Source organism: Pseudomonas sp. AC112, assembly GCF_979253545.1.
The window spans coordinates 111,099-137,483 of sequence record NZ_CEEDCM010000001.1 but is presented as its reverse complement, the minus strand read 5'-3'; the positions used below and the strand labels follow the sequence as shown (position 1 = coordinate 137,483).

General features: G+C 60.7%; 28 protein-coding genes and 1 pseudogene. 2 read left to right on the top strand and 27 right to left on the bottom strand.

Annotated features, from left to right (window positions below):
• Positions 1 to 2 precede the first annotated feature (2 nt).
• From AC0IYN_RS00675 to AC0IYN_RS00660, 4 genes are all read right to left on the bottom strand, one after another.
• Positions 3 to 953: a LysR family transcriptional regulator gene (locus tag AC0IYN_RS00675; protein ID WP_471840201.1), complete on the bottom strand. Its 951-nt coding sequence runs from the start codon at positions 951 to 953 to the stop codon at positions 3 to 5.
• Between the two features lie 146 nt (positions 954 to 1,099).
• On the bottom strand, positions 1,100 to 2,524 hold the full coding sequence (locus tag AC0IYN_RS00670; RefSeq protein ID WP_471840199.1) for a D-serine ammonia-lyase: 1,425 nt from the start codon (positions 2,522 to 2,524) through the stop codon (positions 1,100 to 1,102).
• 22 nt (positions 2,525 to 2,546) lie between these two features.
• A complete protein-coding gene (locus AC0IYN_RS00665; protein ID WP_471840197.1) occupies positions 2,547 to 3,287 on the bottom strand; it encodes an aldolase in 741 nt (246 codons plus the stop codon).
• Between the two features lie 127 nt (positions 3,288 to 3,414).
• Positions 3,415 to 4,788 carry an MFS transporter gene (locus AC0IYN_RS00660; protein WP_471840195.1) on the bottom strand — a complete coding sequence of 458 codons (1,374 nt, stop codon included), beginning with the start codon at positions 4,786 to 4,788 and terminating at the stop codon, positions 3,415 to 3,417.
• Positions 4,789 to 5,828: 1,040 nt separating this feature from the next.
• Between AC0IYN_RS00660 and tnpA the strand changes: the two genes are divergently transcribed.
• Positions 5,829 to 6,146, top strand: coding sequence for an IS66-like element accessory protein TnpA (tnpA, locus tag AC0IYN_RS00655; protein ID WP_471840193.1), 318 nt, complete (start codon positions 5,829 to 5,831; stop codon positions 6,144 to 6,146).
• A 327-nt stretch (positions 6,147 to 6,473) separates the two neighbouring features.
• Here tnpA and AC0IYN_RS00650 read toward each other — a convergent pair whose 3' ends face one another.
• The 12 genes and pseudogenes from AC0IYN_RS00650 to AC0IYN_RS00595 all read right to left on the bottom strand — a co-directional run.
• Positions 6,474 to 6,977, bottom strand: coding sequence for a hypothetical protein (locus tag AC0IYN_RS00650; protein WP_471840191.1), 504 nt, complete (start codon positions 6,975 to 6,977; stop codon positions 6,474 to 6,476).
• Between the two features lie 49 nt (positions 6,978 to 7,026).
• Entirely contained in the window at positions 7,027 to 8,136 is a 1,110-nt protein-coding gene (locus tag AC0IYN_RS00645; protein WP_471840189.1) for a DUF6094 domain-containing protein, read from the bottom strand.
• 68 nt (positions 8,137 to 8,204) lie between these two features.
• The gene (locus AC0IYN_RS00640; RefSeq protein WP_471840187.1) at positions 8,205 to 8,852 is read right to left on the bottom strand and encodes a hypothetical protein; all 648 of its coding nucleotides are present in this window, start codon (positions 8,850 to 8,852) and stop codon (positions 8,205 to 8,207) included.
• Between the two features lie 80 nt (positions 8,853 to 8,932).
• Positions 8,933 to 9,205, bottom strand: coding sequence for a hypothetical protein (locus AC0IYN_RS00635; protein WP_471840185.1), 273 nt, complete (start codon positions 9,203 to 9,205; stop codon positions 8,933 to 8,935).
• Positions 9,206 to 9,347: 142 nt separating this feature from the next.
• The gene (locus AC0IYN_RS00630; RefSeq protein ID WP_471840183.1) at positions 9,348 to 9,728 is read right to left on the bottom strand and encodes a hypothetical protein; all 381 of its coding nucleotides are present in this window, start codon (positions 9,726 to 9,728) and stop codon (positions 9,348 to 9,350) included.
• A gap of 88 nt (positions 9,729 to 9,816) precedes the next feature.
• Positions 9,817 to 10,491, bottom strand: coding sequence for a DUF3275 family protein (locus AC0IYN_RS00625; RefSeq protein ID WP_471840181.1), 675 nt, complete (start codon positions 10,489 to 10,491; stop codon positions 9,817 to 9,819).
• Positions 10,492 to 10,590: 99 nt separating this feature from the next.
• The gene (locus AC0IYN_RS00620) at positions 10,591 to 11,418 is read right to left on the bottom strand and encodes a DUF932 domain-containing protein (RefSeq protein WP_471840179.1); all 828 of its coding nucleotides are present in this window, start codon (positions 11,416 to 11,418) and stop codon (positions 10,591 to 10,593) included.
• Positions 11,419 to 11,573: 155 nt separating this feature from the next.
• Entirely contained in the window at positions 11,574 to 12,509 is a 936-nt protein-coding gene (locus AC0IYN_RS00615) for a DUF3577 domain-containing protein (RefSeq protein ID WP_471840177.1), read from the bottom strand.
• A gap of 432 nt (positions 12,510 to 12,941) precedes the next feature.
• The gene (locus AC0IYN_RS00610; RefSeq protein ID WP_471840175.1) at positions 12,942 to 13,295 is read right to left on the bottom strand and encodes a DUF3085 domain-containing protein; all 354 of its coding nucleotides are present in this window, start codon (positions 13,293 to 13,295) and stop codon (positions 12,942 to 12,944) included.
• 62 nt (positions 13,296 to 13,357) lie between these two features.
• On the bottom strand, positions 13,358 to 14,173 hold the full coding sequence (locus AC0IYN_RS00605) for a LamG domain-containing protein (protein ID WP_471840173.1): 816 nt from the start codon (positions 14,171 to 14,173) through the stop codon (positions 13,358 to 13,360).
• Positions 14,174 to 14,465: 292 nt separating this feature from the next.
• On the bottom strand, positions 14,466 to 14,876 hold the full coding sequence (locus AC0IYN_RS00600; protein ID WP_471840171.1) for a hypothetical protein: 411 nt from the start codon (positions 14,874 to 14,876) through the stop codon (positions 14,466 to 14,468).
• A pseudogene (locus AC0IYN_RS00595) lies at positions 14,876 to 15,674 on the bottom strand (DNA cytosine methyltransferase); the annotation flags it as partial. The gene AC0IYN_RS00600 and the pseudogene AC0IYN_RS00595, both read right to left, overlap by 1 nt.
• On the opposite strand from AC0IYN_RS00595, the gene AC0IYN_RS00590 reads away from it, so the two are divergent.
• Positions 15,661 to 15,801, top strand: coding sequence for a hypothetical protein (locus tag AC0IYN_RS00590; RefSeq protein ID WP_471840169.1), 141 nt, complete (start codon positions 15,661 to 15,663; stop codon positions 15,799 to 15,801). The pseudogene AC0IYN_RS00595 and the gene AC0IYN_RS00590 overlap by 14 nt on opposite strands.
• A 429-nt stretch (positions 15,802 to 16,230) precedes the next feature.
• On the opposite strand, the gene AC0IYN_RS00585 is transcribed toward AC0IYN_RS00590, so the two are convergent.
• The 11 genes from AC0IYN_RS00585 to AC0IYN_RS00535 all read right to left on the bottom strand — a co-directional run bounded on the left by AC0IYN_RS00585 (position 16,231) and on the right by AC0IYN_RS00535 (position 26,329).
• Positions 16,231 to 18,246: a DNA topoisomerase III gene (locus AC0IYN_RS00585; protein WP_471840167.1), complete on the bottom strand. Its 2,016-nt coding sequence runs from the start codon at positions 18,244 to 18,246 to the stop codon at positions 16,231 to 16,233.
• 235 nt (positions 18,247 to 18,481) lie between these two features.
• Entirely contained in the window at positions 18,482 to 18,883 is a 402-nt protein-coding gene (locus tag AC0IYN_RS00580; RefSeq protein WP_471840165.1) for a single-stranded DNA-binding protein, read from the bottom strand.
• A 79-nt stretch (positions 18,884 to 18,962) separates the two neighbouring features.
• On the bottom strand, positions 18,963 to 19,493 hold the full coding sequence (locus AC0IYN_RS00575; RefSeq protein WP_471840163.1) for a DUF3158 family protein: 531 nt from the start codon (positions 19,491 to 19,493) through the stop codon (positions 18,963 to 18,965).
• Entirely contained in the window at positions 19,490 to 20,308 is an 819-nt protein-coding gene (locus tag AC0IYN_RS00570; protein ID WP_471840161.1) for a PFL_4669 family integrating conjugative element protein, read from the bottom strand. Before AC0IYN_RS00570 ends, AC0IYN_RS00575 begins: the two co-directional genes overlap by 4 nt.
• A 316-nt stretch (positions 20,309 to 20,624) precedes the next feature.
• Entirely contained in the window at positions 20,625 to 21,860 is a 1,236-nt protein-coding gene (locus AC0IYN_RS00565; protein ID WP_471840159.1) for an STY4528 family pathogenicity island replication protein, read from the bottom strand.
• Entirely contained in the window at positions 21,860 to 22,420 is a 561-nt protein-coding gene (locus tag AC0IYN_RS00560; RefSeq protein ID WP_471840157.1) for a DUF2857 domain-containing protein, read from the bottom strand. Before AC0IYN_RS00560 ends, AC0IYN_RS00565 begins: the two co-directional genes overlap by 1 nt.
• An 11-nt stretch (positions 22,421 to 22,431) precedes the next feature.
• Complete coding sequence (locus AC0IYN_RS00555; protein ID WP_471840155.1) at positions 22,432 to 24,117, bottom strand: ParB family protein; 1,686 nt, start codon at positions 24,115 to 24,117, stop codon at positions 22,432 to 22,434.
• Complete coding sequence (locus AC0IYN_RS00550; RefSeq protein WP_471840153.1) at positions 24,110 to 24,370, bottom strand: type II toxin-antitoxin system HicA family toxin; 261 nt, start codon at positions 24,368 to 24,370, stop codon at positions 24,110 to 24,112. The genes AC0IYN_RS00555 and AC0IYN_RS00550 overlap by 8 nt, the downstream gene beginning before the upstream one ends.
• Positions 24,354 to 25,217, bottom strand: a complete 864-nt coding sequence (locus AC0IYN_RS00545) for a ParA family protein (protein WP_471840150.1) — start codon at positions 25,215 to 25,217, stop codon at positions 24,354 to 24,356. Before AC0IYN_RS00545 ends, AC0IYN_RS00550 begins: the two co-directional genes overlap by 17 nt.
• Before the next feature lie 34 nt (positions 25,218 to 25,251).
• Positions 25,252 to 25,464, bottom strand: coding sequence for an AlpA family transcriptional regulator (locus tag AC0IYN_RS00540; protein ID WP_471840148.1), 213 nt, complete (start codon positions 25,462 to 25,464; stop codon positions 25,252 to 25,254).
• Positions 25,465 to 25,582: 118 nt separating this feature from the next.
• Entirely contained in the window at positions 25,583 to 26,329 is a 747-nt protein-coding gene (locus AC0IYN_RS00535) for a hypothetical protein (RefSeq protein WP_471840146.1), read from the bottom strand.
• Between the last annotated feature and the right edge of the window lie 56 nt (positions 26,330 to 26,385).

Below are 26,385 nucleotides of genomic sequence, written 5' to 3'. Positions count from 1 at the left end.
GATCAATCGGGACCAAGCCAGGCAACTACTCTGCGGCAGTCTTCAAGGAAAAGACTGACTTCCTTGCGAAGCCAGGCCTCAACTACGGCGACGGGCCCGCTGGGTGTGCCCTGGCTGACGAAGACGTAGGCGGCCGGTGAAGGAACTCCGATCCCGAACACATCGATCAGTCGGCCATTCAATAGGTCGTCGTAAACAAGTGCCAGACGCCCCATGGCGATGCCTTGGCCGTTTTTAGCGGCAGCCAGGGCAAGTTGGGAGAGGTTGAAGAAATGTCCGGACGATAACTCTTGCGAGGGTGCATCGACCTGCTTGAACCAATATGCCCACTCTTCAAACTGCTCGGCCCCCGCCCAAGGGCTTGAGTCATGCAGCAACCATTCGGGCCTGAGGTCAGCAGGCGATTCGAGTACCGGATGTGCCGTTAGAAAGCCAGGGCTGGCGACAGGAAATAGCCATTCGTTCAGAAACGGACGGGCAACCAGATCATCGTAGTGCCCCAAGTCGTAGCGAACGGCCGCGCTCAATCCTTCGCGCATCAAGCTAGATCGGTCAAGCCAATGGAATTCACCGTGAATCTTGAGATGAATCGTTGCGTGCTCGCGGAAAAAATTCCCCAGCCGGGGCGTCAGCCAGCCCATGGCGAAGGACGGAGAGCAACTCAGGGCAATGTCTTGATTGTCCCTTGGCCGTCGCAGTTGCGCGAGAGCGTCCTCTATCACTCGTAATGAATCCCGGGTCGCTCGATGTAGCTTTTCCCCATCATGCGTCAGCGCCAAAGAGCGCGCACGACGATAGAACAGTTGGCATCCCAGGGAGGATTCCAAATGTTTGACCTGTTGGCTGAGAGCGCCCTGGGAAACGCAGAGTTCGGAAGCAGCTCGCGTAAAACTGCTGTTTCTGGCGACGGCATCGAAACTGCGTAGCCATATCATCATTGATGAGGAGAGCATCACCGATTCGCTTTGCTGGAAGGATTGATCGGAAGGCCGTGATCGACGGCACTGACGTCCATCATCACCTGCTCAATAGGGACTACCGTGCTGTTTGCAGCCCCTCTTGCATTCCGGCCAAGCCTGTAGCCGCCGGTGGCGCGGCTTCAGATCGGGCTTGAAGATTGCTCCAATCTGCTTTCGCCTTCTTTGAGGTAGGCTGCATATTCCTCAGGAGGAACCATCCCTCCCCCGGTCGCCCAGACCAAATGTATCGCGTTACTCCACGCGCTGTCATTCAGCCCCAACCGATCACGGTACTGCGCAGCATCATCAGCGAGCACGCGGACGAACCCGGGAGCTCCGGCCAAAGCCGATGGTTCAAGCTTCAAGCCCTCGGTTTGCTGCATCAATGCCAGCAGTGAAAACATCTCTTCGTCGGTCAGCGTGTAGAAGCCATCGATCATCCTTTGCATCGACTTGCCGACGAACTCTGATGGACTTCCCACTGCCAGGCCATCAGCCGCGGTTTTGTTGGTGATTCCAAAGTCACCAACCGACAACTGATGATGCAGACCTGTGTAGACCCCCATCAACATGCAAGGCGACTGGGTGGGTTCGGCGAAGATGCAATGCACGTGATCGCCAAAGGCAAGCTTGAGCCCAAAGGCAATTCCACCAGGGCCGCCGCCGACGCCGCACGGGAGATAAACGAACAACGGGTGTGTGGCATCCACGACAATACCTTGCTGTTCGAATTGAACTTTCAAGCGCTCACCCGCTACAGCATAGCCGAGGAACAGGGTGCGCGAATTTTCGTCATCGACGAAATGGCAGGTAGGATCCTGCTCTGCCTCGCGGCGTCCTTGAGCGACCGCTTCGCCATAATCGCCGGTGTATTCCACCACCCGCACGCCACTGTCCCTGAGCCTGCTCTTTTTCCACTCACGCGCATCTGCGGACATATGCACGGTCGTCTGGAAACCTAGACGGGCGGCCGCAATACCAATGGACATCCCAAGATTGCCGGTGGAACCGACTGCGATCTTGTGTTGCTCGAAGAGAGCCAGACACGGCGGCTCGGCGAGCTTTCGATAGTCGTCCGTAATGGTAAGCAGACCATGCTTCAACGCCAGTTGTTCTGCGTGGAACAGGACTTCGTAAATCCCGCCGCGGGCCTTGACCGACCCCGAGATAGGAAGGTGACTGTCCTTCTTGATCATCAGCCGCGGGACGGCACCGGGCAACTGATAACGCGACGCCGCCGCGTGAGCGAAGGCGTCCAGAGAAGCCAGTTCGGATTCGATTATCCCGTTTACCGCATCAAGTTCCGCAAACGCCTTCACGAGGAAGGGGGCGAAACGTGTCAGTCTCGCGCTGGCGTCGTCGACGTCGGCAGCCGTCAACTCGATATCCATCAACGCTTGGCTCAACGGAACCACCGCAGGATTAAACCAGGCCACCGGTTCGCCGCGCATGAGTTGATTTAACAAGGGGTATTCGGACACCCATTGTTCTATCGTTTTTCCATGCACAACGTGATGACCGTCATGATCGGGAGCAATTATAGGCTGAAGGTTAACAACTGACACTTTTCTCTCCTGAAAAGACTGATTACTTCAAAAGACGTCTAAGCGCCGCGAGGAACAGTTGGGATTGGAGCCGTTCGGAACATGCTTGCTCAGCCACGCATGCTGCCAATTCGGGAGCGACCGGCGTCAGAGGCAAACCTGTGGATCGGGCGATCACTTCCGTTTGGCAGGCTCGCTCGAGGTAATACAAATCGTCGAAGGCGTAATCCAGGCGATCACCACACACCACCACGCCGTGATTGCCCAGGAAAGCGATGTCCGCCCCCTGCATCGCATGGGCGATACGTTCGCCCTCGGTATGGTCTTGAGCCAGGCCATTGAACTGGCGGTCATATGCGACGTTGCCGTGAAAGCGCATCGCGTTTTGCGAAAGCGTCGTGTCCAGTCCGCCTTTAGCCGTCAGGCAAAGTGCAGTGGCGTAAGGCATATGGGTATGCAGCACTACGTTCTTTTTGGCGATACGGTGAATGGCTGCATGGATGAACATCGCCGACGGTTCAACGTCGTGGCGCCCTGCAAGCTTCTCGCCGTCAGTGCCCACGATAAGGATGTCCTCGGCGCGAACTTCACTCCACATCAGGCCCCGTGGATTGAGTAGAAACTTATCCGAATGATCCGGAATCGATACACTGAAATGATTGCAAATACCCTCGCCCAGACCGTGAAAAGCAGCAGCGCGGAGTGTAAGCGCCAGGTCTTCGCGAAGCTTGGCGATGGCCGGAGCATCGTAGAGGGCCTGGATCGTGGATGTCGTTGTACTCATGCGTCCTCCTGATTTGATAGTGCACCCCGCGTCGACAACTCGCGGGTAAGTTGACAGGCACTCTAAAAGTAGCTGCTCATCAGGCGTGAGCCTGGAGCAGCTACACAGAGGCCAGAGACCTCAGTTGTTATGGCCGCCCAGCAGATGAAGCAGCGTTGAGGCGAGCCGTATCTTTTCGCATTGAGGAACCGACCATTGCCGTTCCTATTGCAGACATGATCAAGAACGCCGCCAACACCCAAAGACCCATGTCATAGCTGCCCTGAACATCTTTAGCGGCACCCATGATGAAAGGCCCCAAGAAGCCCGCGAAATTCCCCATCGCATTGATCAAGGCGAGGCCCGCCGCTGCGGCGACGCCCGTCAGGCACTGGGCAGGTATTTGCCAGAAAATACTTTGCGCCGCCAACACACCGGCAATGGTGATACTAAAGGCGACAATCGCCGAGGTCATACTTCCCGAATTAACCGCGAAGATAATGGCCACGGCGGCGACAACGGCCGGAATAATGGTATGCATGATGCGCTCGTTCTTTCGGTCAGACCGAAAACCCCATGCAACAATGACGATCGCTGCCACCAGATAAGGAATAGCACCCAGCAAGCCGACCTCAAATACACTCAGCCCTGAAGCGTAACGCAAGTTCAGAGACTCAATCATGAGGGGCAGGAAAAACCCGATTGCATATTCGCCAAAGACAAAGCCCAAGAAAATAAGACCAAGCCCGATTACCAGCGGTGAGAAGGCTGATTTAAGGCCTTGTTTACCGCCTGACTCAAGCTTGATTTTTGCCGTCTCGGTATCGAGTTGAACTTGGAGTTGAGACGCTTGCTTATCGGTCAGCCATTTAACATCAGAAGGACGATTGGGCATCCGGTTGAAACACCACGCGCCTAGAATGATCGCCGGAACGGCTTCAATAATGAACATCAACTGCCAGCCGTGCAGACCCGCGTGGCCATCTGTAATTTCCATCAACCATGTCGACAGCGGAGCACCGATAAGCGGCGACGCTGAACCTGCAACGACCAGCATGGCTATAATGCGGCCACGTTGTTGCAGAGGGAACCACAGAGTGAGGTAGTAAAGAAGGCCTGGGAATAGCCCCGCTTCTACAGCGCCCAAGGCAAATCGCAGGATATAAAACTCCTGAGGGCCTTGTACTGAAGCCATTAACGCAGCAATGGTTCCCCACAGCATGGCGATGGTACCAATCCAGCGCCGAGGGCCAAACTTGACCAGGGCAATATTTGAAGGCACCTGAAACATCACGTAACCAACAAAAAAGATCCCTGCACCTAAACCGAATGCCGTGCTCGACAAACCAATATCAGCGTTCATGCGCAACGCGGCATAACTAATATTGGATCGATCCAGAAAGCAAATAAAATACAGCAGAAGAATCAGCGGCGTAATTCTCAATGCCACCTTTGCCGCGACCACCTTATCAAGGTTGAGCGGGTCTCGTGTCGGGTTTGCGTTGTTGCTTGGAGTCTTCATTTGCATCTCCTGCAAAATGTAATTTTGTTTTTGAAGGCAGTGAGATATTTGGCCACTTTGACGCTCTTGATTTTTATACCGAGCGTTCTAAATTCCCTGTCGATCGTGATTCATTCAGTGCAGCAGAAACAGCGCCCTTACTACCTGGCACACTTTAGGTCTGCCTTATTTTTAGTGCGTTCAGGTAATCAATCCATTGGGGCTTATTTGACTGATCCCTCACTGACTGAACGCCAGTGAAATACCAGAAAAATAGTCCGATGATGGAAGACGAAACCGTCTCTACTGCTAGTTGAGTAGCGTGGCGTCATGACTATTTCTTATGTAGGTAGCCCGCGCAACCCATTAATATAGATAGATATATTAGTTAAACGAATACGTTGAGATGTGCGCGGCAGAGGGGCCGACTGAAGGCGCGGTCGCCGTTTGGCCCTTGGGAGCAAGAGCCTGCGCTGCGACGACCGCAATTGAAAGCGTGGAGTAAGGGGTCAACCGCGCGTTGTGTTTTCCACGTCAGCTATTAGCCCAGGGCCCTCGGGCTACCGACCGATGCGGATTGAGTCGTATGGAGGGGGCGCCGGCCATCCCCTGCGCATATCCGGTGGAATCAGCTTTTCAACTGCTAGGGTGTCTGGTTGATCGCAAGCGTTAGTGCTCAATCATTATGTGTCGGATGGCGGTGTAATCTTCAAGCCCATACACGGACATCAGAGTGAGTGATGTTGAAGGTATAAAGCTCGTAGCCCTTTTCCTCCACTAACCTGAGATGCTCCAAACTCTGAGGATACCCACGGGTTCGCCTGCCGTTCTCAACCCTCCATTTATCGCTAAGGATTAACGTCCGACCGCCATTTTTATTGATATCCCAACCTCCGAAAATGATCCTTTGCTCCGGTTCGTTCACAAATGACCAACTCCACGTCCAATTTCTGCACGTGGGTAAGCGACCAGCGAACACACCTTCAAAACCCCGGAATTAAGGGCGATGGTGTCCGCGTATTTTTAAACGGACGCGATCACCCTTAATCGCCAGGATTTCCATGCGCCAACGAAGCTCTTATCCAAAATCGTTCAAAGCCCAAGTCGTTCAAGAATGCCTGCAACCCGGGGCGTCGCTGTCCAGTGTCGCCATCAGCCACGGGATTAACGCCAACGTCATTCGCAAGTGGCTGCCGCTCTTTCGAGACCAGCCGCCCGCCGTATTGCCCGCCTTTGTTCCTTTAAGAGCCAGCCCCAAACGAGCGGAGCAAGCGTCAGCAACTATCGAACTGCCGCTTGGCGAGCAAACGCTCTCCGTGAATTGGCCCACTTCCGATCCTGAAGGCTGTGCCCGCTTTGTCCGTGGACTCATCCAATGATCCGCATCGACGCTATCTGGCTCGCGACCGAGCCCATGGATATGCGTGCAGGCACAGAAACTGCGCTGGCCAGAGTGATTACGGTATTTGGTGCGGCGAAGCCGCACTGCGCTTATCTGTTTGCCAATCGACGGGCTATACAACTGCCATTGGTGAGCGTTACGGTATCTGTGGTGGGGTTCTACTTCCTGAGCCCGCTGATCGTCCTAGCGGGTCACTTGGTGACCTTGCGCCGGCTCCCAAAAATGTTCGCAGCGCTTAATTCTCGTCCACGGGTTTTGCCTGCGCCATCTTCTGATGCCGTATGGGCGTCTGGCTGGACTACCGCTACCGTTCCCCCTTTCGGTGGCGACTCAACGAGTCAGTGATCGGCTGCTGAAACAAACCGGAGACGAACTTTTTGGGCAGGGTCATCCGTACAAGGTTATCGACCTGGGGCGGCATCGCCGCTCCGTGCTCAATCGAAACAGTATCGCTTGGACAAGCGAGGAGGAGCTGGCCGCCTGGGCCGAGGCCTACGAGAACTCGCTGCGTGACGAGGGCCTGATTGACTACGATGACATGGTGGTCTATGGCCAGCGCTTGATCGTCGAGAACGATTGGGTAGCGGGAGACCATGGGGGCGTCTTGATCGACGGCCATGGTGTTGGATTGCCGGCTGGCCTCGTCGATTTCGCCCCAGTCGCCACGCACATGGCGCTGCACATAGGACAAAGGGTCGATGAGGCCTTTGCTGGCCAACCAATGCACCTTTTCGCTCAACTGCAAAGAGCCGAGGGCGAACAGGGGGAGCGGCTGCGGTTTGCGGCGCGGGAAGAGTCGTTGAAGCATGGTGGTTCTCCTTCTGGATGAGCAAGAGGACGGCGGGCCGTCCGGGGGATCAGTGGATGGTGAGAATCCGGCCGAAGGTGGCCGAGTCCGGGGACAGGTCCCAGGCGCGGATTACGGGCACGAACTTGTCCGTCAAGATGCGGGTTTCGGCGATGGAGCCGTCGTCGCGCCCGCGGTATTCCGCGCTGGTGGCCTTCTGCTTGTAGGTGTCGCCCTTGACGGCCAGCGTTCGGCCGCTTTTGGACTGCACGACACCCGAGATCGCGCCGGCCGCGAGGGCCAAGGCGAGGTGCCACTGGGACAATGCGCGCGCCGGTGGACGCAGGGACTGTTGGGCGGCGCCGAGATGGGTCTCGAACGACGGCCACAGGCCCAGCAGGCGGTGCGCTTCGTCGGCTAACTGCGCCGGCTCGATGCTGATGCGATAGAAGTGCTCCGGCTCGGCCGGTGTGACGGGAACGACATACGGTGGCAATGGCCACTCGGGCGGTAGCTCATCCGCTTCGATCTCGCCCAGGCCGATCTGCATCAGCCTGGCACGGGCGGACTTCGTGTCCTCGCCCGCCAACTCACGCTGGCGAATCCGGCGACCGAACACCACCACCTGCCTGAACTGCGTGTCCACCGCACGGTAGGCGCGCAAGTCGGCGAAATGGTGCGTCAGCCACCCGACCATCTCCTGATCCAGGACATAGGACGGGACGATGAAGACCAGGATGCCGTCGTACTGCAGCAGTTGCAGCGTGCGCTGGTAGAACAGCTTTTCCAGCCTCGCACGGCCCTTGCCGTCATACCCGATGTTGCCGTTCGCATCCTTGGACAGGTCGCCATACGGTGGGTTGAGCCACAGCAGGCCGAAGCTCTGGCGCGAGATCACGGTGTCCATCAAGTCGCTGTGCAGGCAATGGTCGGCCATCAGGCGCACATGGTTGGCACGCTCCTGGTCGTACTCGACCGCATAGGCGGCTACCTGCTCACGCCCGAGGGCATGCGCGGCTTCCGCGATGGCGACACCTTCACCTGCGCAGGGATCGAGGATGCACAAGGGCCCGTCGCCGGGCGCGAGTGCGTTGAGCGCTCGTTCGAGCGTGGGTTCGTCGGTCGGGAAGTAACCGGCTTTTGCGAAGTTCCGGGCGAGCCGGGGGAACATGAGTGCCATGGGAGTCTCCTGTCTGGCGGGAATGAAAGAAAGCGGATGCGCGGCGGTTGCGCGCATCCGTGGTGAGTTCAGGCGACCCGTTCCGGTTGCCAGATGCGGGCCGGATACGGGTAGGCCGTAAGAACCTCGCGGCGGATGAGATCACCCAGTGCGTCGGTGAGCACGGGAACGTCCAGTGCCAGGCGAAATCCTTGCAACGGCCCGAAGGCCGCCGGCAGGTTGCGCAGCATGTCGCGCTCGCGCAGGAGCGCCAGCACGGTGCTCTGCCAGTGATCCAGCAGCGGCAGCGGGCAGGCGTCCTTGACCAGTTGCCACAGGCGTGGCGTGGGATCGACCTCCGAGCGCGGCAACAGCGCGAGCGCGCTGGCCGAGGCCTTGTCGGGCCGGATGCAGCGTTGGTCGAACAGCCACAGATTGACCATGGAGCCGAACAGCGTGCGGCGATAGCTGCGGGTCAGGCGCTTTTCCAGGCGCTCGACCGAGGGGATGAACACGGGCACCGAACCGCCCTGGTCGGTGATGAGGTGAATCTGATCCAGTCCGTGGTCAGCACGGCCCAGGGTGAGCCGGGCCAGGAACTGCTGGATGGCGGTGTCCCGCGCCCAGACCGAGAGAAAGACCAGGTCGCCCTGTTCGCCGCAGACGCAGGCATCGGCCATGAGGTCGCTGCACTCGTCGATGCGAAAAAGGGGGTGTGGAGATGAAGATGCAGGCATGGTGAAGTCCTCGATGGTGTGAGGGGCAGCACCGCCCGCAGAGGGCGACGGACGCCCCGTTAGGGATGAAGGAGTGCGGACTACCCAGGATTCAACTCGGTGAAAGAGCCGTCGGCCTGGTGACTGGCAACGCGGTTACCGGCGTTGTTTTCGGCGTCGCGCTGGACCTCTTGGAACAGGCTGTCCGGCACGACGATCTGAAAATGCCGCAGTACCTCGCGGTAGTAGTTCAGGTCATGGCCGAACGGATCACGCTCGTGCAGATTGCTATAGAGAAAGTCGTCGTCCTCGACCAGCATGGTCTCGTCGACCAGTTCGGCGGGCTTCTTGATGACCAGGAAGAAGTACTGCATCGGCCTGTCCCAGCCAAGCATGACGGTGATGGGAATCCCTTGTGGGAGGTCTCGAAGTGGTGCTGGCTCATGGTGAAGCTCCTCGGTTGAAGTCGCCGGGAGCTTCCCGATCGGGTTGCCCCGACGGGTTTGCGAAACAGCCTCAGGCCGCCACGAATGTGCGCCGTTGTGCGTGGTAGGCGCGAACGCCTTTACGCCAGTCGGCTGACTGCTCCGGAGCGAGCTCCAGATAGGATGCGGGGCAGGTGTAGTAGTACGGGTGCATGGACTCATCCAATGGCTTGTAGCCCCATTGCCCGCCACTGCGTTGAAGCAGATCGCAGCGGATGTAGCGCAGGGACTGACCCGGTACGAGGTCACGATGCACGCCTTCGACCTTGGCGGTCAGTTCAGCAACCGACCAGAGAACGTTACCCCGCAGCGCGTGGGCGATGACCTTCACGCTGGCGCGCTCGGTCTCCTGCGGTGCGATCAGTTCGGCGATCAGTTCAGACCGCGCTTGATGTGAGAAATACCAGCCCATGAGAGGCTCCTGAAAGAATGAACCGGAGGCCTCCCCGTGGGGAAGAACCCCGGTGGGTGGATGAAGTGCCGCGGTTGCGGCCGGACGATCAGGCGACCAGCGTTTCGAGCTGCTGGTTCCATTGCTGGGTCGTCGCGTCGAACGCATAACCCAACTGGTTGAGCCGCGCGATCTGCAGGCGCAGGGTACGGCGGTCGATGGTTGAATCCAGTTTCACCGACTCGCCCAGGGGCCACAGGATGCCGAACAGCACCGCGTCGTCGCTGTCGGAGCCCACTGAAGCGGCGGCGGCGGATGGTGCCTCCACACCAAATGGCGTGGTATCGACCAGCGAATCCCGGGTGGTCTTCGCGGTGGAGGACTCCGGTTTGGATTTCGACGCGGCTTTCGACGGCGTTGCCGCCGGCGTCGTACCCTGTTCCTCGTCGAGCGGATCGACGTCCTGCGTGGCGAAGGCGCGAGCCTCTGCCTTGCTGAGTTTGTCGATGCCGAACAAGGTCAGACCTTCGAGGTTGGCGCGGATCTCGAAACGCATTCCGTCGCCGACCGGGTAGGCCTTGGGGTAGATGTAGCCGAGGATGAATTCCCCGTCGTACTTGCCTTCGGGGTATTGCTCCAGCTCGGGATCCTTCACATGGAACAGACCACGGCGGGTGGTGAGGCGCCCGACCGTAAAGGGGCCGTTGCGCCCTTGTATGGATCGGATTGCGAGTTGGCCCCGCACGATGAGGGGCGGACCGGATTGGTGTGTGGCGGCATCCATGATGAATCTCCTGATGATGAGTGGAATCCGCCGGCCTATGGCACGGCGCGGGGGAAGAAAAGCTGGACCTGCCCTTGCGGGCGAGGTCCGGTTGACTGCTCAGGCTTTCAACTGGCGCAGGCCATCGGCGAGCATCCAGAGGGCGCGGTTCAGACGCAGGTTTTGATCGATCCCCTGTACGGGGCGGGTGCGCTGGCGGCGGCCGTTGGTGGCACGTCCGTTCAGCCCCCCTTTGACGAGGTTTTCCTGGACACGATTGAAGACGGACCAGAGGTCGGTCTTACGATCGTCCCAGCGCCTGGGAAGCAACAGCTGACTTTCCGTGACAGGCGTGGGCTTGTCAGGATCGTCGTACTTGAGCGCCAGTGCCGAGTGGGCAAACACTTCGTCCTCTCCGGCCTCCAGCGTGATCGCGCGCATGGCATCGCGCGAATCCTGCACCCGCTCGAAGCCCCTGAGGACTTCGTAGGCGCCTTCGATGACCTGGCCCGAGACGTCGCCCTTGTGCGGGACGCGAACGTCCGCAAAGGTGTCGCCGCAGACCAGGCCGTTCTGGCAGACGAAGCGGAACATGCCCGCAAGCATCTGGTAGCTGCTCGTGCCGTCATGGCTGTTGAGCAAGATGACTTCATTGGCCTCTGAGCCATTGATCTGGCTGGCGTGGCGCAAACGGATCATGTGCTTGGTGTACTCGCGACGGTCTTCATTGCGAACGCGCGTCTGGCACACCATGAAAGGCATGAAGCCCTCCTGGCGAAGCTCGGAAAGCACGTCAGCCGTTGGGATGTAGCTGTAGCGGCCGGATCGGCTTTCATGAGGGGTTTCCGCGTAGATCGATGGCACTACGGCGCGGATCTGGTCGTCCGAAAGTGGACGGTCCGAACGAAGTACCGGCGAGCGCGAAGCAAAGCTGGATGCGAGGGACATGGTGTTTCTCCTGGGACAGTGATGCGGCCGTCCTCGCGAGTGCGGGGATGGGCTGCTGGGATGAAGGAAAGAGCGCCTGCAGGCCACGTGAGTGACTGGCGGGCAGTTAGCGAGGGAAGGACAAGACCCCGGGAGCCGGGGTCTTGTGGGTCAGATCAGAACGAAGCTGCGAGTGCAGCGGGTTCCTCTTCGACCTGTGGAGCCGTCACCGGCTCGTCCTGGACGGGCGCAGCAGGCGGCGTTGGCGCCGTATCGCCGGTGGCATCGGTTTCCTCGGGCGCCTGAACGTCTTCGGTTGCCGATGTCTGCGCGGCGGCTGGATAGACCTGCTGGCCGTCGATCTTGATCAAGCCGATCTGGGTCAGTTTGGATTCCAGGCTTGCTGCCGGCTCGCCGGCGTGCTCACCCTTCTTGCGCAGGTACGCATCGACCTTCATGTCGGAAAGCTGGAAGGCGACGAACACCTTGCGCTCGGCCTGGATGGCCTGCATGCAGCGGCGCACCAGGTGCTGGGCATCGGGTGCGGTGACGATGGTGTTGAAGTAGCGGTATTCGCGCTGCTCTTGGGGATCGAGCTCGATCTGGCCTGTCAGTGCGGAAATGCTGCATGCCAGGAACGGATCGCGGTCCTTCGGAGAAACTTCCGCGGGGCGGCTCAGGTAGCCGATGCCGCGGGTGATCAGTTCGAACTGATCGATCTGTGCGAGTTCGGCACGGTCGAGCACTTCGGCCTTGAGCAGTCGGCCCTTGATGCTGGCCGCCGGCTCACCCTTGCGCTCTCCGTTGGTACGGATGAAGGCATCGCCCCAGATGTCGCCGATACGGAAGCGGACCAGCGGGCGATTCTTCGGGTCATCGACGCCGAGGTAGCCCTTGACCAGCTTCTGGGCTTCGGCACCCGAGACTTTGACGTCGAAATAGCGATAGACCGGATCCTTGGCGGAACCGACCAGCGCTGCGATGGTGCAAGCCAGGAACGGCTGCGCACGGCGGCCTCCACGGACGGGGACTTCCCGGGCGCGCTGCAGGTAGCCGATGCCCGAGGTGTGAAGATCGAAGTATTCCTTCGTGTTGGGAATGGTATGGCTCATGGTGAATCTCCAATGATTAAAAGCGGAGACACACCTGGCCCGACAGCGCGGGGGGTGCGTAACCCCGCGGTGGGTTGAGGATGGCTTGTGCATCGCCACCGGAAGAACCGGCGGCCGTTCGCGCGAGGATGCGGTGCGAACTGGCTGGTCATACGGCTTTCACCGCACCGCAACCTGAAAGACCAGGGTTGCGTGGCATGTCGCTGACGACGTCAGCAAGCATGGGGTGAAGCCTCACACCAGACGGGTGTGCAGGCCACGGTCAATGGGTTCCTCTGCTTTACCGCATTCAGAGGCTGTGCAAGCGGGTATGCATCGGTGTCGTTGGGCAGGTCGGCGAGGTCGGCCATGACGGCCGGAGACGAACGCACACCCGCGGGCGATGGTCGCAGTGAAAAAAGAGAGCCCCCGTGATGGGGGCTGCGAGGATCACTACGCTGACGGTACTGCCTCCAACGTCAGTTGCGTGGCGGTGGCGGACAGCAGCAGGTCGTCTGTACTGTTCAGGATGCGTGTGAAGACGCCGTCCTTCGGATCGAAGAACTCGCCGAAGTCGTCGCCACCGAGTTCGGCGCGTGCCAGCTCCCACCAGGCATCAAACGGATCGATGTCCGGGTTGCATCCGATGGCATAGGCCAGCAGTTGCATCCGTCCATCAGGGCGCCGTTGTCCGTGTTCGGCAAGGAAGTACACGCCTTGATCTTTGGCGAGGATGAGGTGTCCTTGCCTGGCGATTGCCTCGGCCAGCACGGGACGCAGGTCGGAGCCTTTGAATCGTAGGGACATGTTGCAGTCTCCTGTAGGGGAAAGAAAAGGCCTCCCACCTGGATGGGTGGAAGGCCATTGGGTCATGCAGCGGATACTGTCTGGCGCTTGGAGGCGGCCTTGGCATCGATGACGCTCACGTCGATCCGGCGCCAGCGACCGTCGTCGATTCGACGTTCCAGCACGCCGCCGAGGCCGTCGAAGTACACCTCGTCGATGCGCTCGACAAGCTCATCGCCCTGCCGCAGTTCGATCACGTACACGTCGCCGGCACGGTCGTAGAGCACGGTAACGCGCCCCTCGAACTTCGTCGTCGAGACGGAAAAGCTGATCGCAGGTGGCGTTTCGATGATCTTGCTCGGAACAGGATCGATCCAGGTGAAGTCCTTCGCGCCCGCATCAACCAGCATGTGGGTGATCTTGCGGAAGCGATCCGGGGCCGGCAGTTCCTCCAGTTGCTGGATCAGGTCGCGCAACTCCGGGCATTGCGGCTCGGGGATGGGCAGCTTGGCCGGCGCGGAGCCGAGGATGTGCGTCTTGACGGTGTAGGGCTGGCCATCCGACGTGTAGTCGGTGCGCACCTCGGGCGTGTCCGCGCGCAGTCCGTCGAAACGGCGCCGCGCATAGGGCTCCACATGCACCTTGGCACCGTCCTTGGGGACGGTGGTCACCAAATCTCGATCAAGCACAGCGAACTCGCTGGGCTTAAGTTTGATTACAATGGCCTCGTCGGTCGTTGCGACAACCTTGCCGTCGAAAGGATCAGGGTCGATGCAGAACCCCAGCATGGATGGCTGCGGCAGCCCGTCGAAGATGCGGTACTTGAACGAACGCACGTTGCGCGGAACGTGGGGCGTGACGAGCGAGGAAATCTGGCTCTCGATGATGGAACGATTCATGGAAGTTCTCCTTGAAAAAATTAAGGGACTTCCAGCCCGCAAGGGATGGGTCCCTTGCGGTGAGGTGTAGAGACGCGGATGCGTCCAGTGATGAGGATGACCAGTGCCTTTGCACCGCAGTCATGAAGGTCTCGACTGCCTGGGAGTTTGCCGGCTACGCCAGCGAACACAGTGCAAGCATGGAGCAGGTCGTTAGGTGGTGCGCTGGACAAAACGCATCAGCGCGTCCCCGCTTTGGTCTGTGGCTTGGCCAGAAAAAAGCCCCTCGATAAACGAGGGGCTGTCGGTGAGGCTAGAAATCCTCGTAGACGAAGTGATGCATCCGCTGTGCGGGAAAGAACACGTGCTTCCAGCGGTCGCCGTGGGTGTTTCCTCCGTCGAACAGCACCAGCTCGTAGGCTTGGATGTCTGTGTCGACCAGGCTCAATGCTTCCACTTCTCGCATGCGTAGACTGCCGTCGCAACGGTCGAACACCAGGGTCTGGCCCATGGCATCGTCCTGAGACATCGCATTGATGCAGACGCCAAGATGATCGTCGTAGTCAGACTCAAGGCCATGTTCGCGCAGCAAACCATCGACGATGGCATCGAGGTTGAGGTTGTCTAGCAACCTGTGCTTGTCGATCTGGCGCTTGCACAGGTCATGGGCGAGTGTCGCGAGTTGCAGCAACAAGGTGTGCAAGGTCACGTTCTGATGAGGCATGGTGATACTCCAGTGCCTCCACTGAATCCGAAGGTCGTCGTAACTTTTCCGTAGGGTTGTTTCAGTCCTGAGTAGCTGCCTGCTGCTTCAGCACCAGATCCAGCAGCACGGGGAGCGTCTTGCCACGGCGCGTAGCCCGCAGAAGAATCCCCGCAGAGGCCAGCGCGCTCAAAAAGTACCTCGGCGGGATCGAGGTCGTCTCGACCACTTGCCACAAGAAACACGCGCTTGCGGCGCTGGGTGACGCCGAAATGTTGAGCGTCGAGCACCCGCCACGCGATGCGGCGGCGGGGTCCAGACACGTGACCTGCGTACGCCCATTTGGGCCCTGGCGGTTCGAGCGCGCAGCAGGCAGCCAAAGGCGTTGGAGCGGTCGCTGAGGACGCCGGGGACGTTTTCCCAGACGAGCGTGGCGAGCGGGTGGTCGCTTTCGCGGCGGGTTTGGTCGATGGCATTGGCTAACTCCACATAGGCAAGGGTCAGGGCTCCACGCGGGTCGTCCAGGCCGCGACGTGCGCCGGCGATACTGAACGATTGGCATGGTGTGCCGCCGACCAGGACGTCCGGCGCATGTACGCGGCCGGCGCGGATCTGGCGGGCGATCCCGGCCATGTCGCCCAGGTTGGGCACAGCCGGGTAGCGATGGGCGAGCACGGCGCACGGGAACGGCTCGATCTCGGCGAACCACGCGGCTTGCAGGCCCAGTGGTTCCCAGGCAAGGCTGACCGCCTCGATGCCGCTGCACACGCTTCCGTACTGCAAGGCCCACGTTGAAGGCGGGGAGTTGGGTAAAGGCATAGGGGTATCTCCTGTTGTTGGCCTGGCCGCATGCCGGGCCGCACGTTTTTGGCAAGCAGAAGAAGAAGAAGAAGAAGAAGAAGAAGAAGAAGGCGCCGAAGGCCCGCAGGCCTCCGGCTTGGGATGAAGAAACCACCCGTGGGCTGTGTCAGGATGCGGTCGTCGTTAGAACCGTTCGCTGTCGCAGCAATCGCACCCGGCCGTTTTCGTGGTTGTGGCCGGTAACCTCTGGCGTGCATCCACACACAAAGGGAGCCCAGTTTTTCGCCGTTGGGCACGGCAATGAATACCGTCACCCCAGAAGGGTCTCCTGATGGCTTGCCTTGCTGGCTGACCAGGCATCAGGAGACCCTTCGCAGAGGACGGAAAGCATCGGAATGTCAGGGAGTCATCAGTGCGATCCGGTGAAAAGCAGCCTTCTCGCCTCGCCGCCGGGTCGGCATGGCGAGGCGCGCGTACGGTCACAGAAGGGGGCGCACGCTGGAACTCCCGCGGAGTGGCGGGAGGACGGCCAGGTCGCCGCAGGGCGGCCGACATGGCAACGGGGTTCAGGGCATCAGGATGCCTTCGTACTTCCGCCACGCTTGCGCGGTGCGCTGCGCTTGGGTGCGCCAGACTCGACCTGCTGTGTTCCCCGGCATTCCGGGTATCGGCTGCAGGACCAGAACGATCCGTTCTTCCCTTGGCGCTGACGCATGGGCGCGCCACATTCGGGGCACGGAGGCCCCTGGGGAACCTTGATAGACAGGGACGCGCCGCGGTACTGCTGGACCAGTTGGCCGATCCAGGCAGACTGCTTCTCGATGAAGGTGTCGAGCGTGAGCTGACCCGCTTCGATCATGTCCAGTGCTTGCTCCCAGACCGCCGTGGTGCCGGGATCGGCAATCGCCGATGGCACGGCGTCGATCAACGTGAAGGCTGCGTCCGATGCGCGGATCGCCCGGCCTTTTTTGAGCAGGTAGCCGCGCGCGAGCAGGCCAGTGATGATGTTGGCGCGGGTCGCCTCCGTGCCGATGCCGGTGGTCTCTTTGAGCTTCTGCTTCAGTCGCGGATCATCGACCAACTTAGCGACGCCCTTCATCGCCTTGACCAACTCGCCCTGCGTGTAAGGTTTGGGCGGCAAGGTTTTCATGGCTTTGAGATCGGCTTGTGTTACCCGGCACTGCATGCCGTTCGAGAGTGCCGGCAGTATTTGAGTCCTCTGGGCGGGCTCATCGTCCAAGGTATCGGGGCCGCAGTTGATGAGCGCGAGACGCCAACCAAGTACCACGACCTGCTTGCCTGTGGCCTGCAGTGATTCCCCGGCCGACGACAAGAGCGCGACGGTGCGGTCAAACTCATGGTGCGGCATGAACTGGGCGAGGTAGTGGGCTCGAATCAGTCCATAGACTGCCTGCTCCTTCTCCGACATGGCCGACAGCTTGGCCGGCTCCATGGTGGGAATTATCCCGTGGTGAGCGGTGAACTTGCTGTCGTTCCAGGCGCGGGAGACTTGGGTAGGATCGAGCTTGGAGACTATTGCACTGAGTGTCTGGTCGGTCGCGACCAACGCCTGCAGGACGGCAGGCACCTCGGCCAGCATGGATTCGGGAAGATAGCCCGAATCAGAGCGAGGATAGGTGGTGGCCTTGTGGGTCTCATAGAGCGCTTGTGCAATATCCAGCGTCTCCTGTACGTCAAGGCCGAACCGTCGAGAACAGACCTCCTGCAGCGTGCCCAGATCGAAGGGCAGCGGAGGAGCCTCCTTGACGCGCTCGGTTTCCACTGCGCCAACCTGGGCCGAGCCTGTCGCGCGGATACGCGCCAGTGCTTGCTGGGCGCGAGCCTCTTGAAGGCAGCGGCCATTCTGATCACAAACCGCAGAAGGTGCCTGCCAACTGGCCGTGAACGTGGCGGATGAAGCGCCGAGCGAAACCTCCACAACCCAGTAGGGAACAGAGACGAAACGTGCGATCTCGTGGTCGCGATCGACGACGAGCCGCAGCGTTGGTGTCTGGACTCGGCCCACCGACAACACGCCGTCGTAGCCCGCCTGCCGGCCGAGGACCGTGAACAGGCGGCTGAGATTCATGCCAATCAACCAGTCGGCCCGGCTGCGCGCCAGGGCCGAGTAGTACATCGGCAGTGTCTCTGCCGATGGCTTGAGCGCGGCGAGCGCCTTGCGGATCGAGGCGTCGTTCAGCGCGGACAGCCACAGGCGTTGGACTGGACCGCGATAGCCGCACAGGTCGAGGATTTCGCGGGCGATCAGCTCGCCTTCCCGGTCGGCGTCGGTCGCGATGACCAGTTCGCTGGCCTGGCATAGCAACTGCTTGACGATTTTGAATTGCGAGGCGGTCTTGGGTTTGACCTCGACGCGCCACTGCTTGGGGACGATGGGCAACTGCTCGATGGACCAGCGCTTGTACTGCTCGCCATAGGCTTCGGGAGGTGCGGTCTCCACGAGATGCCCGATGCACCAAGTGACGGTGACGCCTGTACCGCTCACGTAGCCGTTACCGCGCTGCGTGGCGCCCAGGATGCGCCCTATGTCTTTGCCTTGCGAGGGCTTCTCGCAGAGAAATAATCGCATGCTGTTCCATCCGAATCACGTTGCCGTTTTGATTGGTTGGCAGCATGTCCGGCGGGCAGGATTTCGACCGCAAACAAGCAGAATCCATACGTACCCGGTTTGATTCGCGGCGTGGTACGCAGGTCGTGCGGGACTTCCTCATGGCAAGAGGCCTCTTGCGCGGGGGCCGCACGAAACTCCTTGGACGTCAGTGGAATCTAGGGCGATCCCGATGGAGATCGCCCCAGCGCAGGTTTCACTCGGTGGGTGGTGTCGGATCAGTTGGCCCCGACTTCGGACTCAGTTCAATCGACTCAATGCGGTACGGAAGAATGCCGACGCTGCGCGCGTTGACCCGGTAAGTGGTACGCGAATTGTTGTTTTCGTCCGTCCAGTCATCGCGTTCCACGCGTCCGCCGACCGTGACCCGCATACCCTTCTGGAACAAGGTGGCGAAGTGCTCCGCGTCGCGGTGCCACCAATCGACCGGCCGCCAGAAGCCGCCGCGGTCTTCAAAGGCACCGTTCTTGCCGGGGACTGGGTTGTCGAAGTAGACGTTGAGGCGCAGGACGCGACGCGGCTCCTCATTGCCATTGGGATATTCGTGGAACTCGGGCGCCGAGCCGATGTTGCCTTCGCCGGTGAAATGGGTGCTCATGTGAATGCCTCCTGGTGGGTGAACAATGTCCGCTTCGGGTAAACCCGATGCGGGCGCTGCGGGTTGGTGAACGATCTGTTCATGCCGATGCTCCGTGATGGGACTGGCTCCGATCGACCGGTGAACCAACCCGGCGCAGATACGCCTCGTCGGCCTGGGCCAGCTTGCTGGCGCATTCCCGCGCTTGGCGCGCGAGCGTGTGCAGCAGGCTGATCTGCATGTTCAGCACGGCGCGCTGGACCTCCATCGCATGAAGGTCGCCAACCAGGCCGAGCGGCGTGGCCGGGTTTGCCACCATTTCCTGCCACAGGGCCACGCCCATGCTGCTGCGATCGAGGTTGCGCCAGCGCAGAAAGGTGGTGCCTGCGCCAGTGACTTGCTGGGCCAGTTGAATGGGTAGCAGGTTGAAGGGGTGGCCGCGTACCTGCGCCAGGACCTGCCGCTGCGCCAGCGCGATGAGATCGTCGCGCAGCGCCTCGCACTGGCCGGCCCAGACGTTGAGCGCCCCTTTACTTTTAAAAGGTTTTAAAAGGCCTTTTAGGTAGCCTGCGTGTTCCAGCCGTTGGAAGGCAGTCTGTTCCAGCGCCTCGAAACGAGTGACGCTGCTCATGCGCTCGCTCCATCGCCATCGGGCGCATCGGCGTCTTCGTCCGCCAAGCCCGTTGCGTCGGCACTTTCGTCCGCCGGAGCTGGCGTGGTACCGCCATCGGTGCTGCGTGCGTTATTGGCTGAAAGGCGCGAGCGCCTGGCCACCGGTGGGGCGAACCGCGAACGGCGCGAGCCCTCCAGTACGTCCTGCGGCAGTTCTCCATACTTTTCGACTGCGGCACGGGCTGCGGCATTCATGCCCGCGAAGTCATCGCGCTGGGTGCCGGAGTAGCGGTATTGCTGGGCCAGGGAGAAAAGACTGCGCAATGCGTGCGCGCCATCGTTGAGCCAGCGTTCAAGGGTGCTGCGGTCGATCAGTGCAGTGTGATGGGCCAGGATCAGGCGGCGGGCCAAATCATCGTAGTCGGCCAACAGGTAGACGGCCATGAAGCCCAGTTGCGAGGAGATGAACAGCGGAAGCTTCACCGGCTGTACGTTCAGGTTCTCGCCCAGGCTCAGTGCCGGCGGAACACCGGCCAGTGCCTGATCGACCTGCTGGCGCAGCGTCTGCAACTGCTCCTTCGCGACGGACAGCTTGTCTTCGATGCGCAGCATCCACCAGTCGCTGTAGGGGTCGTCCTGCTCGGCGCCGCGCCGCAGCTTGTTCATGATGGAGACGAAGCCGTTGAGGCCGATGATGCCGGGCTTGCCTTCGGCGGGAGCTCGGCCATGCCAGATACGCGAGGCATGATGGGTGTGCAGGGTCAGTGCCATTGCGCTGCGCAGCGACCCGAGGTTCAACTGGAGGGATTCGGAAGCGTTGTTCTCATTGGCCATGGTGACGACTCTCGATAACGAAACGAGTCGCCAGCATCGGTGCAGGTCGGAAGGCCGTCAGTCATCAAACCGCATTGGGGCCAGCCCGGTTTGCCTGATCCGCCCCCGCCTGGTCACCGCGAAGGTGTTGCGCCCGGAAGGCTGCGTGTTGCGCTATACCCGGGGTATAGGCGTCTATGGAACTCGGTGGATGCTGCGACGGATGTGCGTGGCGTTGGCAAAGGAAACCATGCCGGGAAGGCTGTGTGTTCCGCTATACCCGGGGTATAGGCGACCATGGAAGTCCATGGACACTGTGCGGGCGCATAGGTGCTCTTCATGGCGAGCGCAGCAGTTCGCGTAGGCGGGCGACGTGGGCTTTGGCTACCTCCGGATCGACGGGTGCCGCGGGCGGTGGGGCGGGCGGTGACTCATTGCGGGCTGGCGCCGCAGGCGCCTTCTGTCCTGCCCACGCTCGGAACTCGCCGCGCATGGCCTTCTGGATGATGCCGAACAGGTAGCCCGCCGGGTTGCGGATGGTGCTGGTATTGCAACGCGCATCCCATTCGTCCAACAAGGCCTGGTGCAATTCGAGATCCACTGACTTGATGGCCGTCAGTGCACCGGACTGCTGTTCGGCTTTCAGCCGCAGGAAGCGCTCGGGCAGTCGCAGCATTCCCAGCGTCCCGCGCTGTACTGTACGTACTTCTTTTATATTTTCTTCTTTTAGTACAGTACTACTGGTCTTCGGATTCCGAAGAGAGGTGTTTTTCGCGGGTTCCGGACCCGCTTCGGATTCCGAAGAGAGGTCCGTCTGATTCCGAAGAGGGGCGTCGGCCCCGTCTTCGGAATCGTGTCCGACCTCGTCCTGTGGATAACTCGATGCGTTGCTCCAGCCCTGTGCGGCAAGCCGCTGCGCCAGGATATCCAGGCGGCTCGGCAGCATCTGCCCACGCAGCATTGGGTCTTGCGCCAGCTCCTGCAGGGTGACTGTTCCCACGCGCTGGATGGACTTGCTGGAATGGGTCAGGGCCTGGCCAGTCAGCTCCAGGTAGTCGGCGTCGAGTTGGATCGCCTCGAAGGGGGTGAGCGGTTCATCGTGCAGGACGTAGAGATTGCCCAGGACGCGCCCGGTGCGCGGATCTCGTCGGCGCCGCACGAGGCTGATCCAGCGCGTCAGCCGAAGCATGGTCAGCGCACGTGCCACCGTTTCGTGCGAGGCCCGTCCGGCGCATGGCATGGACGTCAGCCAGGGCGCGAGCTGGTCGTAGGTGGGCATGGCGGTGACGCCGTCATCTGTCAGCATCAGGCGGAACACTTGCCAGGCATTGCGTTCGAGCGGCGTGAGCCGGCGGTCGAGCAGCAGCGCACGCGGCACGCTGTCGTGCCGGTTGCCGCTGAAAAGAAAGCTGTCGGTTGAGGTGCTTGGCGCCGCGGCCTGGGCTGGGGTCGGTTGCGGCGGTACCGGCTGTTGGGACTGCGGAGGCTGCGGGGGCTGCAACTGGTCGAGCGCTCGGTCGAACAGGTCGCTCAAAATGACCGGACCGCCCGTGCGGTGCTGCCCTCGGCTCATCAGCTCAATCCTTCATCGATCCATCCGCGCAAGGCATTCCAGATCACGGACAGCGGCAGGCCGGTGGCTTCCGCAAGCTCCGCTGCGATGCCCAGCATGCCCATGTCGTCGTTGACGTCGATCTGCTGCTCCTTCACGGCGGCGGACCAGCGCTTCCACAGGTCGACATCCTGTTCTTCGGTCAACACGGGATGTCTCCCCTTGCGCTTGGGCAGACCGATGACGCTGCGGCGCAAGGCGATTTCCTGGTGGGTCAGGCCGAAGAACTTGCTGATCAGCTCGGTGCTAGCCCCCAGGCGCAGCAGCCGGTCGATCTTCACTACCTCCTGGGTCACGTCGTCGATCTGTTGCAGCAGGCGACGTAGGACATCGCGGTTGACCACCACCGAGCACCACGAGACGTTGGCGTTGGCCAGGACGCTGGTCATTGCCGGGTGCTTGAGCGCGTCAAGGTCTTCGTCATCGAACCCCATCGACTTGGCGCGGCGCAATTGACCGTTGCGCAGATCATGGAGCGCTTGTGCGATGACGGCCTGGTTGAGCGGGTGCGGTCCGGTCATGATTTCGCCCCCTATGACCCAGATATCGCGCGGTCGCCATTAACTGCGCCGATCTCGATGTCCCGCAGGCTGCGAGCCAGTCGCAATAGGCGGAACAGCTTCACCAGGCCGTTGTCGCTGAGCCGGTTCGGCGCACCTTCTTGTGCAGCAGCTCCCAGCAGCAAAGTTCCCAGAGATTCAGGCAGGATGGAGAGGTCGATGGCGGCGGCGGGAGAGTTTGTCGCCAGATAGGGAGCGCTCAACGCCTGCAACAAAGCCAGCGTCGCCTGCGCGTATTGATGGGGTACGGCGTCGGGTTGTTGGCAGAGGAAACCTATGCCGTGCGGGCAGGCTTCGATCGCGCCCTGCTGATGGACTTCCCCTGCAATCTCACGAGCGAACTGCGCGATGTGTGCGCGCAGGCGTTCGACATCATCCAGGGCGGGCTCGATGTACCAGACATCGGTGATCGGGTAGAGGCTGCCCACCTGGATTGGAATCGACTGCAAAACATTGCGCTCGAAATCCGGCAAGGTCTCGCCGACATGGTCGGCGACCAGGCGCTGAATGGATTGCAGCCGTTCGGTCGTACCGGCTGGCGAGACGATGTGCTCCTGCAATAGGGCGTTTTGCCCGTCGTCAGCGGAGGCGTCGGGAACTGGCGAAGTTCGCGCTGTTGTTGCCGATCCAGCTTCCGAAGGCGGTGATTTGGGTCGTGTCGTTGTGGGCGCCGAAGCGTCTGGTGCAGTCTGGGGTGCTGTCGATGCAGGCAGTGTCGGCGTGACCGGTGATGTTGGAGCAGGAGACTGCTGGGGTTCACTGCTGAGCGCCTGCCAGCGTTGGTCGGAATCCGTGACCTCGAAGGCCAGCGTGTCGTATTCCACACCGAGTAGGTCGGCCATCTGGCCGATCAGTTCATCCTGCACGCGCTGAACACTGAAGGTGCCCGCAGTCCCATCGAAGACGGTCAGTACGTCCTGAAACAACATAGGGAAGTCGATCCCCGGATCGGCGTCTCGGTTGCGGGCCGACCAGATTCGTTCGGCGGCACGGCGTAGGCTGGTCAGTTGCTCGACTTGATGCCGCCCCAGACCGGCGTACAGCACGGTTGGGATGGCCGGAAGCAAGTATTGGATAGCCTCCTGCATGCGACTGATGTGCGGTTGTGCAATGGGGTAGCCGTCCGCCTTCAGGCGACGCGCGAGTTCAGATTGGGACAGAGGCTTGTCGGTTTCCTGCTCATACAGCTCGCGGGCTTTCTGCACACCCAATGCGCGCTCGATGAACGACAGTCCGCCATGCAGTTCGTTCTCCGCGAGATGGCCAGTCAGCGAAATGATCTCGCCGCGCTCCGGCCAAGGCCTGAACAGGCAGGCGATGCGGAAGAATCGCTCGTCCCGCGTCTCGCTCCACAGCTCTCGCAGGATGGCCAGGCGCGTGTTGCCGCCATTGCGGATGATGTAATGGTCTGCACCTGGGCGGCGGGTAATGGATGGTGGCGCATCCAGCCCGCGCTCGCGGATGGACGCTTTGATGTCTTCGTAGAGCGGGTTGCGCGTTAAACGAGGATCGAGTTCGTAGGGACGCAGCTCATCGAGCGTGACAACCATGGGCGTGTCTGCGATCGGGTCACTTAGGCTGTTGGCCACTGGCCCGCTGCGGCTGAAACCTTCGCTCAGCAGCTTGTTCGCGACATCCTGTGGGGAAACATCAGGCATCGTCATCCCCCTCTTGTGGCAGCGCTTCGGCGACGTTGTCCTGACGCTGGGCGCGACGCAGCATGGCGCGGGCGTTGAGCCCAGCGCGGTGGTCGCTCGCGGTGGAGCTGGTGAAGATCGGCGGCAGTCCGGCTCTGGTGAACTTCAGATGCCCGCCGGGCGTGCGCACGACCTCCCATCCTTCGCGCAGGGCGTACTCGATCAGCGGCAGCAGCCGCTTGTGGCCACGGGCCAGCTCACGGGCGGTCGACATGGGCTGACCTCCCTGCGGTCTTGCCGGTGACCTGGTCGAATGGCTCGCGCCACTGCGGGCACAGTTCAATCGCCAGGTCGCGCACAACCTCCAGTGCGGCCAGCGCCTTGCGGCCGGATGGCCGTCGGTATTCGACGCGATGGGCGGGCAGGCCTCGGGTGGCCGCGCGTGGGAACGCCTCGATGGCCGGGATCTCCGTGCCAAGCACCTGGATGCTGGCCTGTTCCTGGAAGATCAGGCGCAAGGTTTGCTGGATCAGTCGGGCGTTGGAGGAAACGGCTGGCACCCGGTTGATCAGCAGGTGCAGCGGTGGCGGTTCGATGCCCAGCTTGCTGTAGGGGGCTATATCCTGGACCAGCTGCAGGGTTCCCCGTCGCAGCTCGCGTGCAGCGAGAATTTCAGGCGTGACGGGCGAGACGGCCAGCTGCGATGCCAGCAGCGCCATTTCTAGCAACACGCTACGCGCGCCCTGGGTGTCGATAAGCAGCAGGTCGTAGTGCGGCTGGAACGTCGGCAGCAGGTTGCGCAGTCGCAAGCGTCCGTCCGGGGCGTGAAGCAGCAAGGTGTTGAGCTGTCGGTGCTCGTCGTTGGACAGCATAACGTCCAGGCCATTTATGGCCGTACGCGACACCAGGCAAGCGAGGTCACGCTCGTTGAAGGCGAGCAACTCGTAGATGCCTCCTGGCGCGCGGTGCCTCAGCTCGTAGTAGGACGACAGCGTGGGCTGCATGTCCAGGTCGAGCAGCAAGACGCGCAGGCCCGCATCGGCAACGAAGGCACCGAGGTTGGCGGCGATAGTGGTTTTTCCCACGCCGCCTTTGGTGGAAATCACTGAGATCACATGCATGACGGACTCCTCATCTCTGGTGACTGGGGAGCAGTCAGGCACGCTCGTTAAGGCGGTCGGTGATCCACTGGTCGATCTCGGTGGAGTCCCAGCCCACTGCCCGTACTCCGAGGCGCAGGGCCTTCGGGAACTTGCCTTCCTTCATCAGGTTGTAGATGTGGGCGCGTTTGAATCCGGATTTGGCCTCGACTTCATCGAGCCGCAGAATGCGGCGCTCGCCAGGCAACAAGACTGCCGTTTGCGACATGGTGGTCACTCCTTAACGCTCAATGGCGTTTGTTGGTGTGACCTCTATTCAATAGACATGGCGGTCGATGTACATTGCAAATGCAGTTTCCGGGACTGCAGATACAAGCTGGTAATACTCATTCACTTGCGCTACGCAGTCGGCGTCTCGCGCTGGCGAACTTGCCGTGCAAAGTGCGCTCGGTGATGCCCATTGCACCACCATGATTGGCGACCAATGCACTGACAATCGCCTCCTGGGTTCGGAAGCTGGAGTACGGAATACCGGCGGGGGAGTTACCAAGCATGAGCTCCAGCATTCCACCTATGACGTTGAGATAGGTGGCCTCTGCGCGATCGGTAATCGGACATTGACTGCAGGCAGGGATGACGGATGCCTGTTTCAGTAGCCCGTCATTACGTTCGCGGAGATCGTGGAGATCACGGTGGCATTGTTCGAGTTCAGTCTTCAGTGCCTCGCGTTCAATCAACATGGCCTGTCCAGCGGACAAGGTGATGATGGGATGCGCAATTCGTTCGCTTCGACTGAAGAGAAACCCAGGGCGATGCTCTGGGTAGTGCTTGCGCATCCACCGTTTGAGGTCAACGTGACGGATGGTGAGTTCATGAGAGTCGATAAGTGATCTGTCATTAGTCGTGATGCCACTATTGCCATATGAAAGGTCGCCGTTGAGAACCGCGTCGTAGAGACGGTCGTTGTACAGCCTCAGCTCGTCCCAGCGCGGGCAGTCCAGCGTTAAAGGAAGCTCCCGGAGCGACGACATCGCCGACAGGATGGCTTGCTTATGTCTTAGAAGGCCTGCCCAGCGAATGGCGGCTTCGATGGGTCGATAGAAGACCTTCGACCTAGGCGGATCCATATGCATGCATTTGCTCCTTGTGAGAGTGCTACATCACTGACTCCTCTGTTGCCGACTTGGCT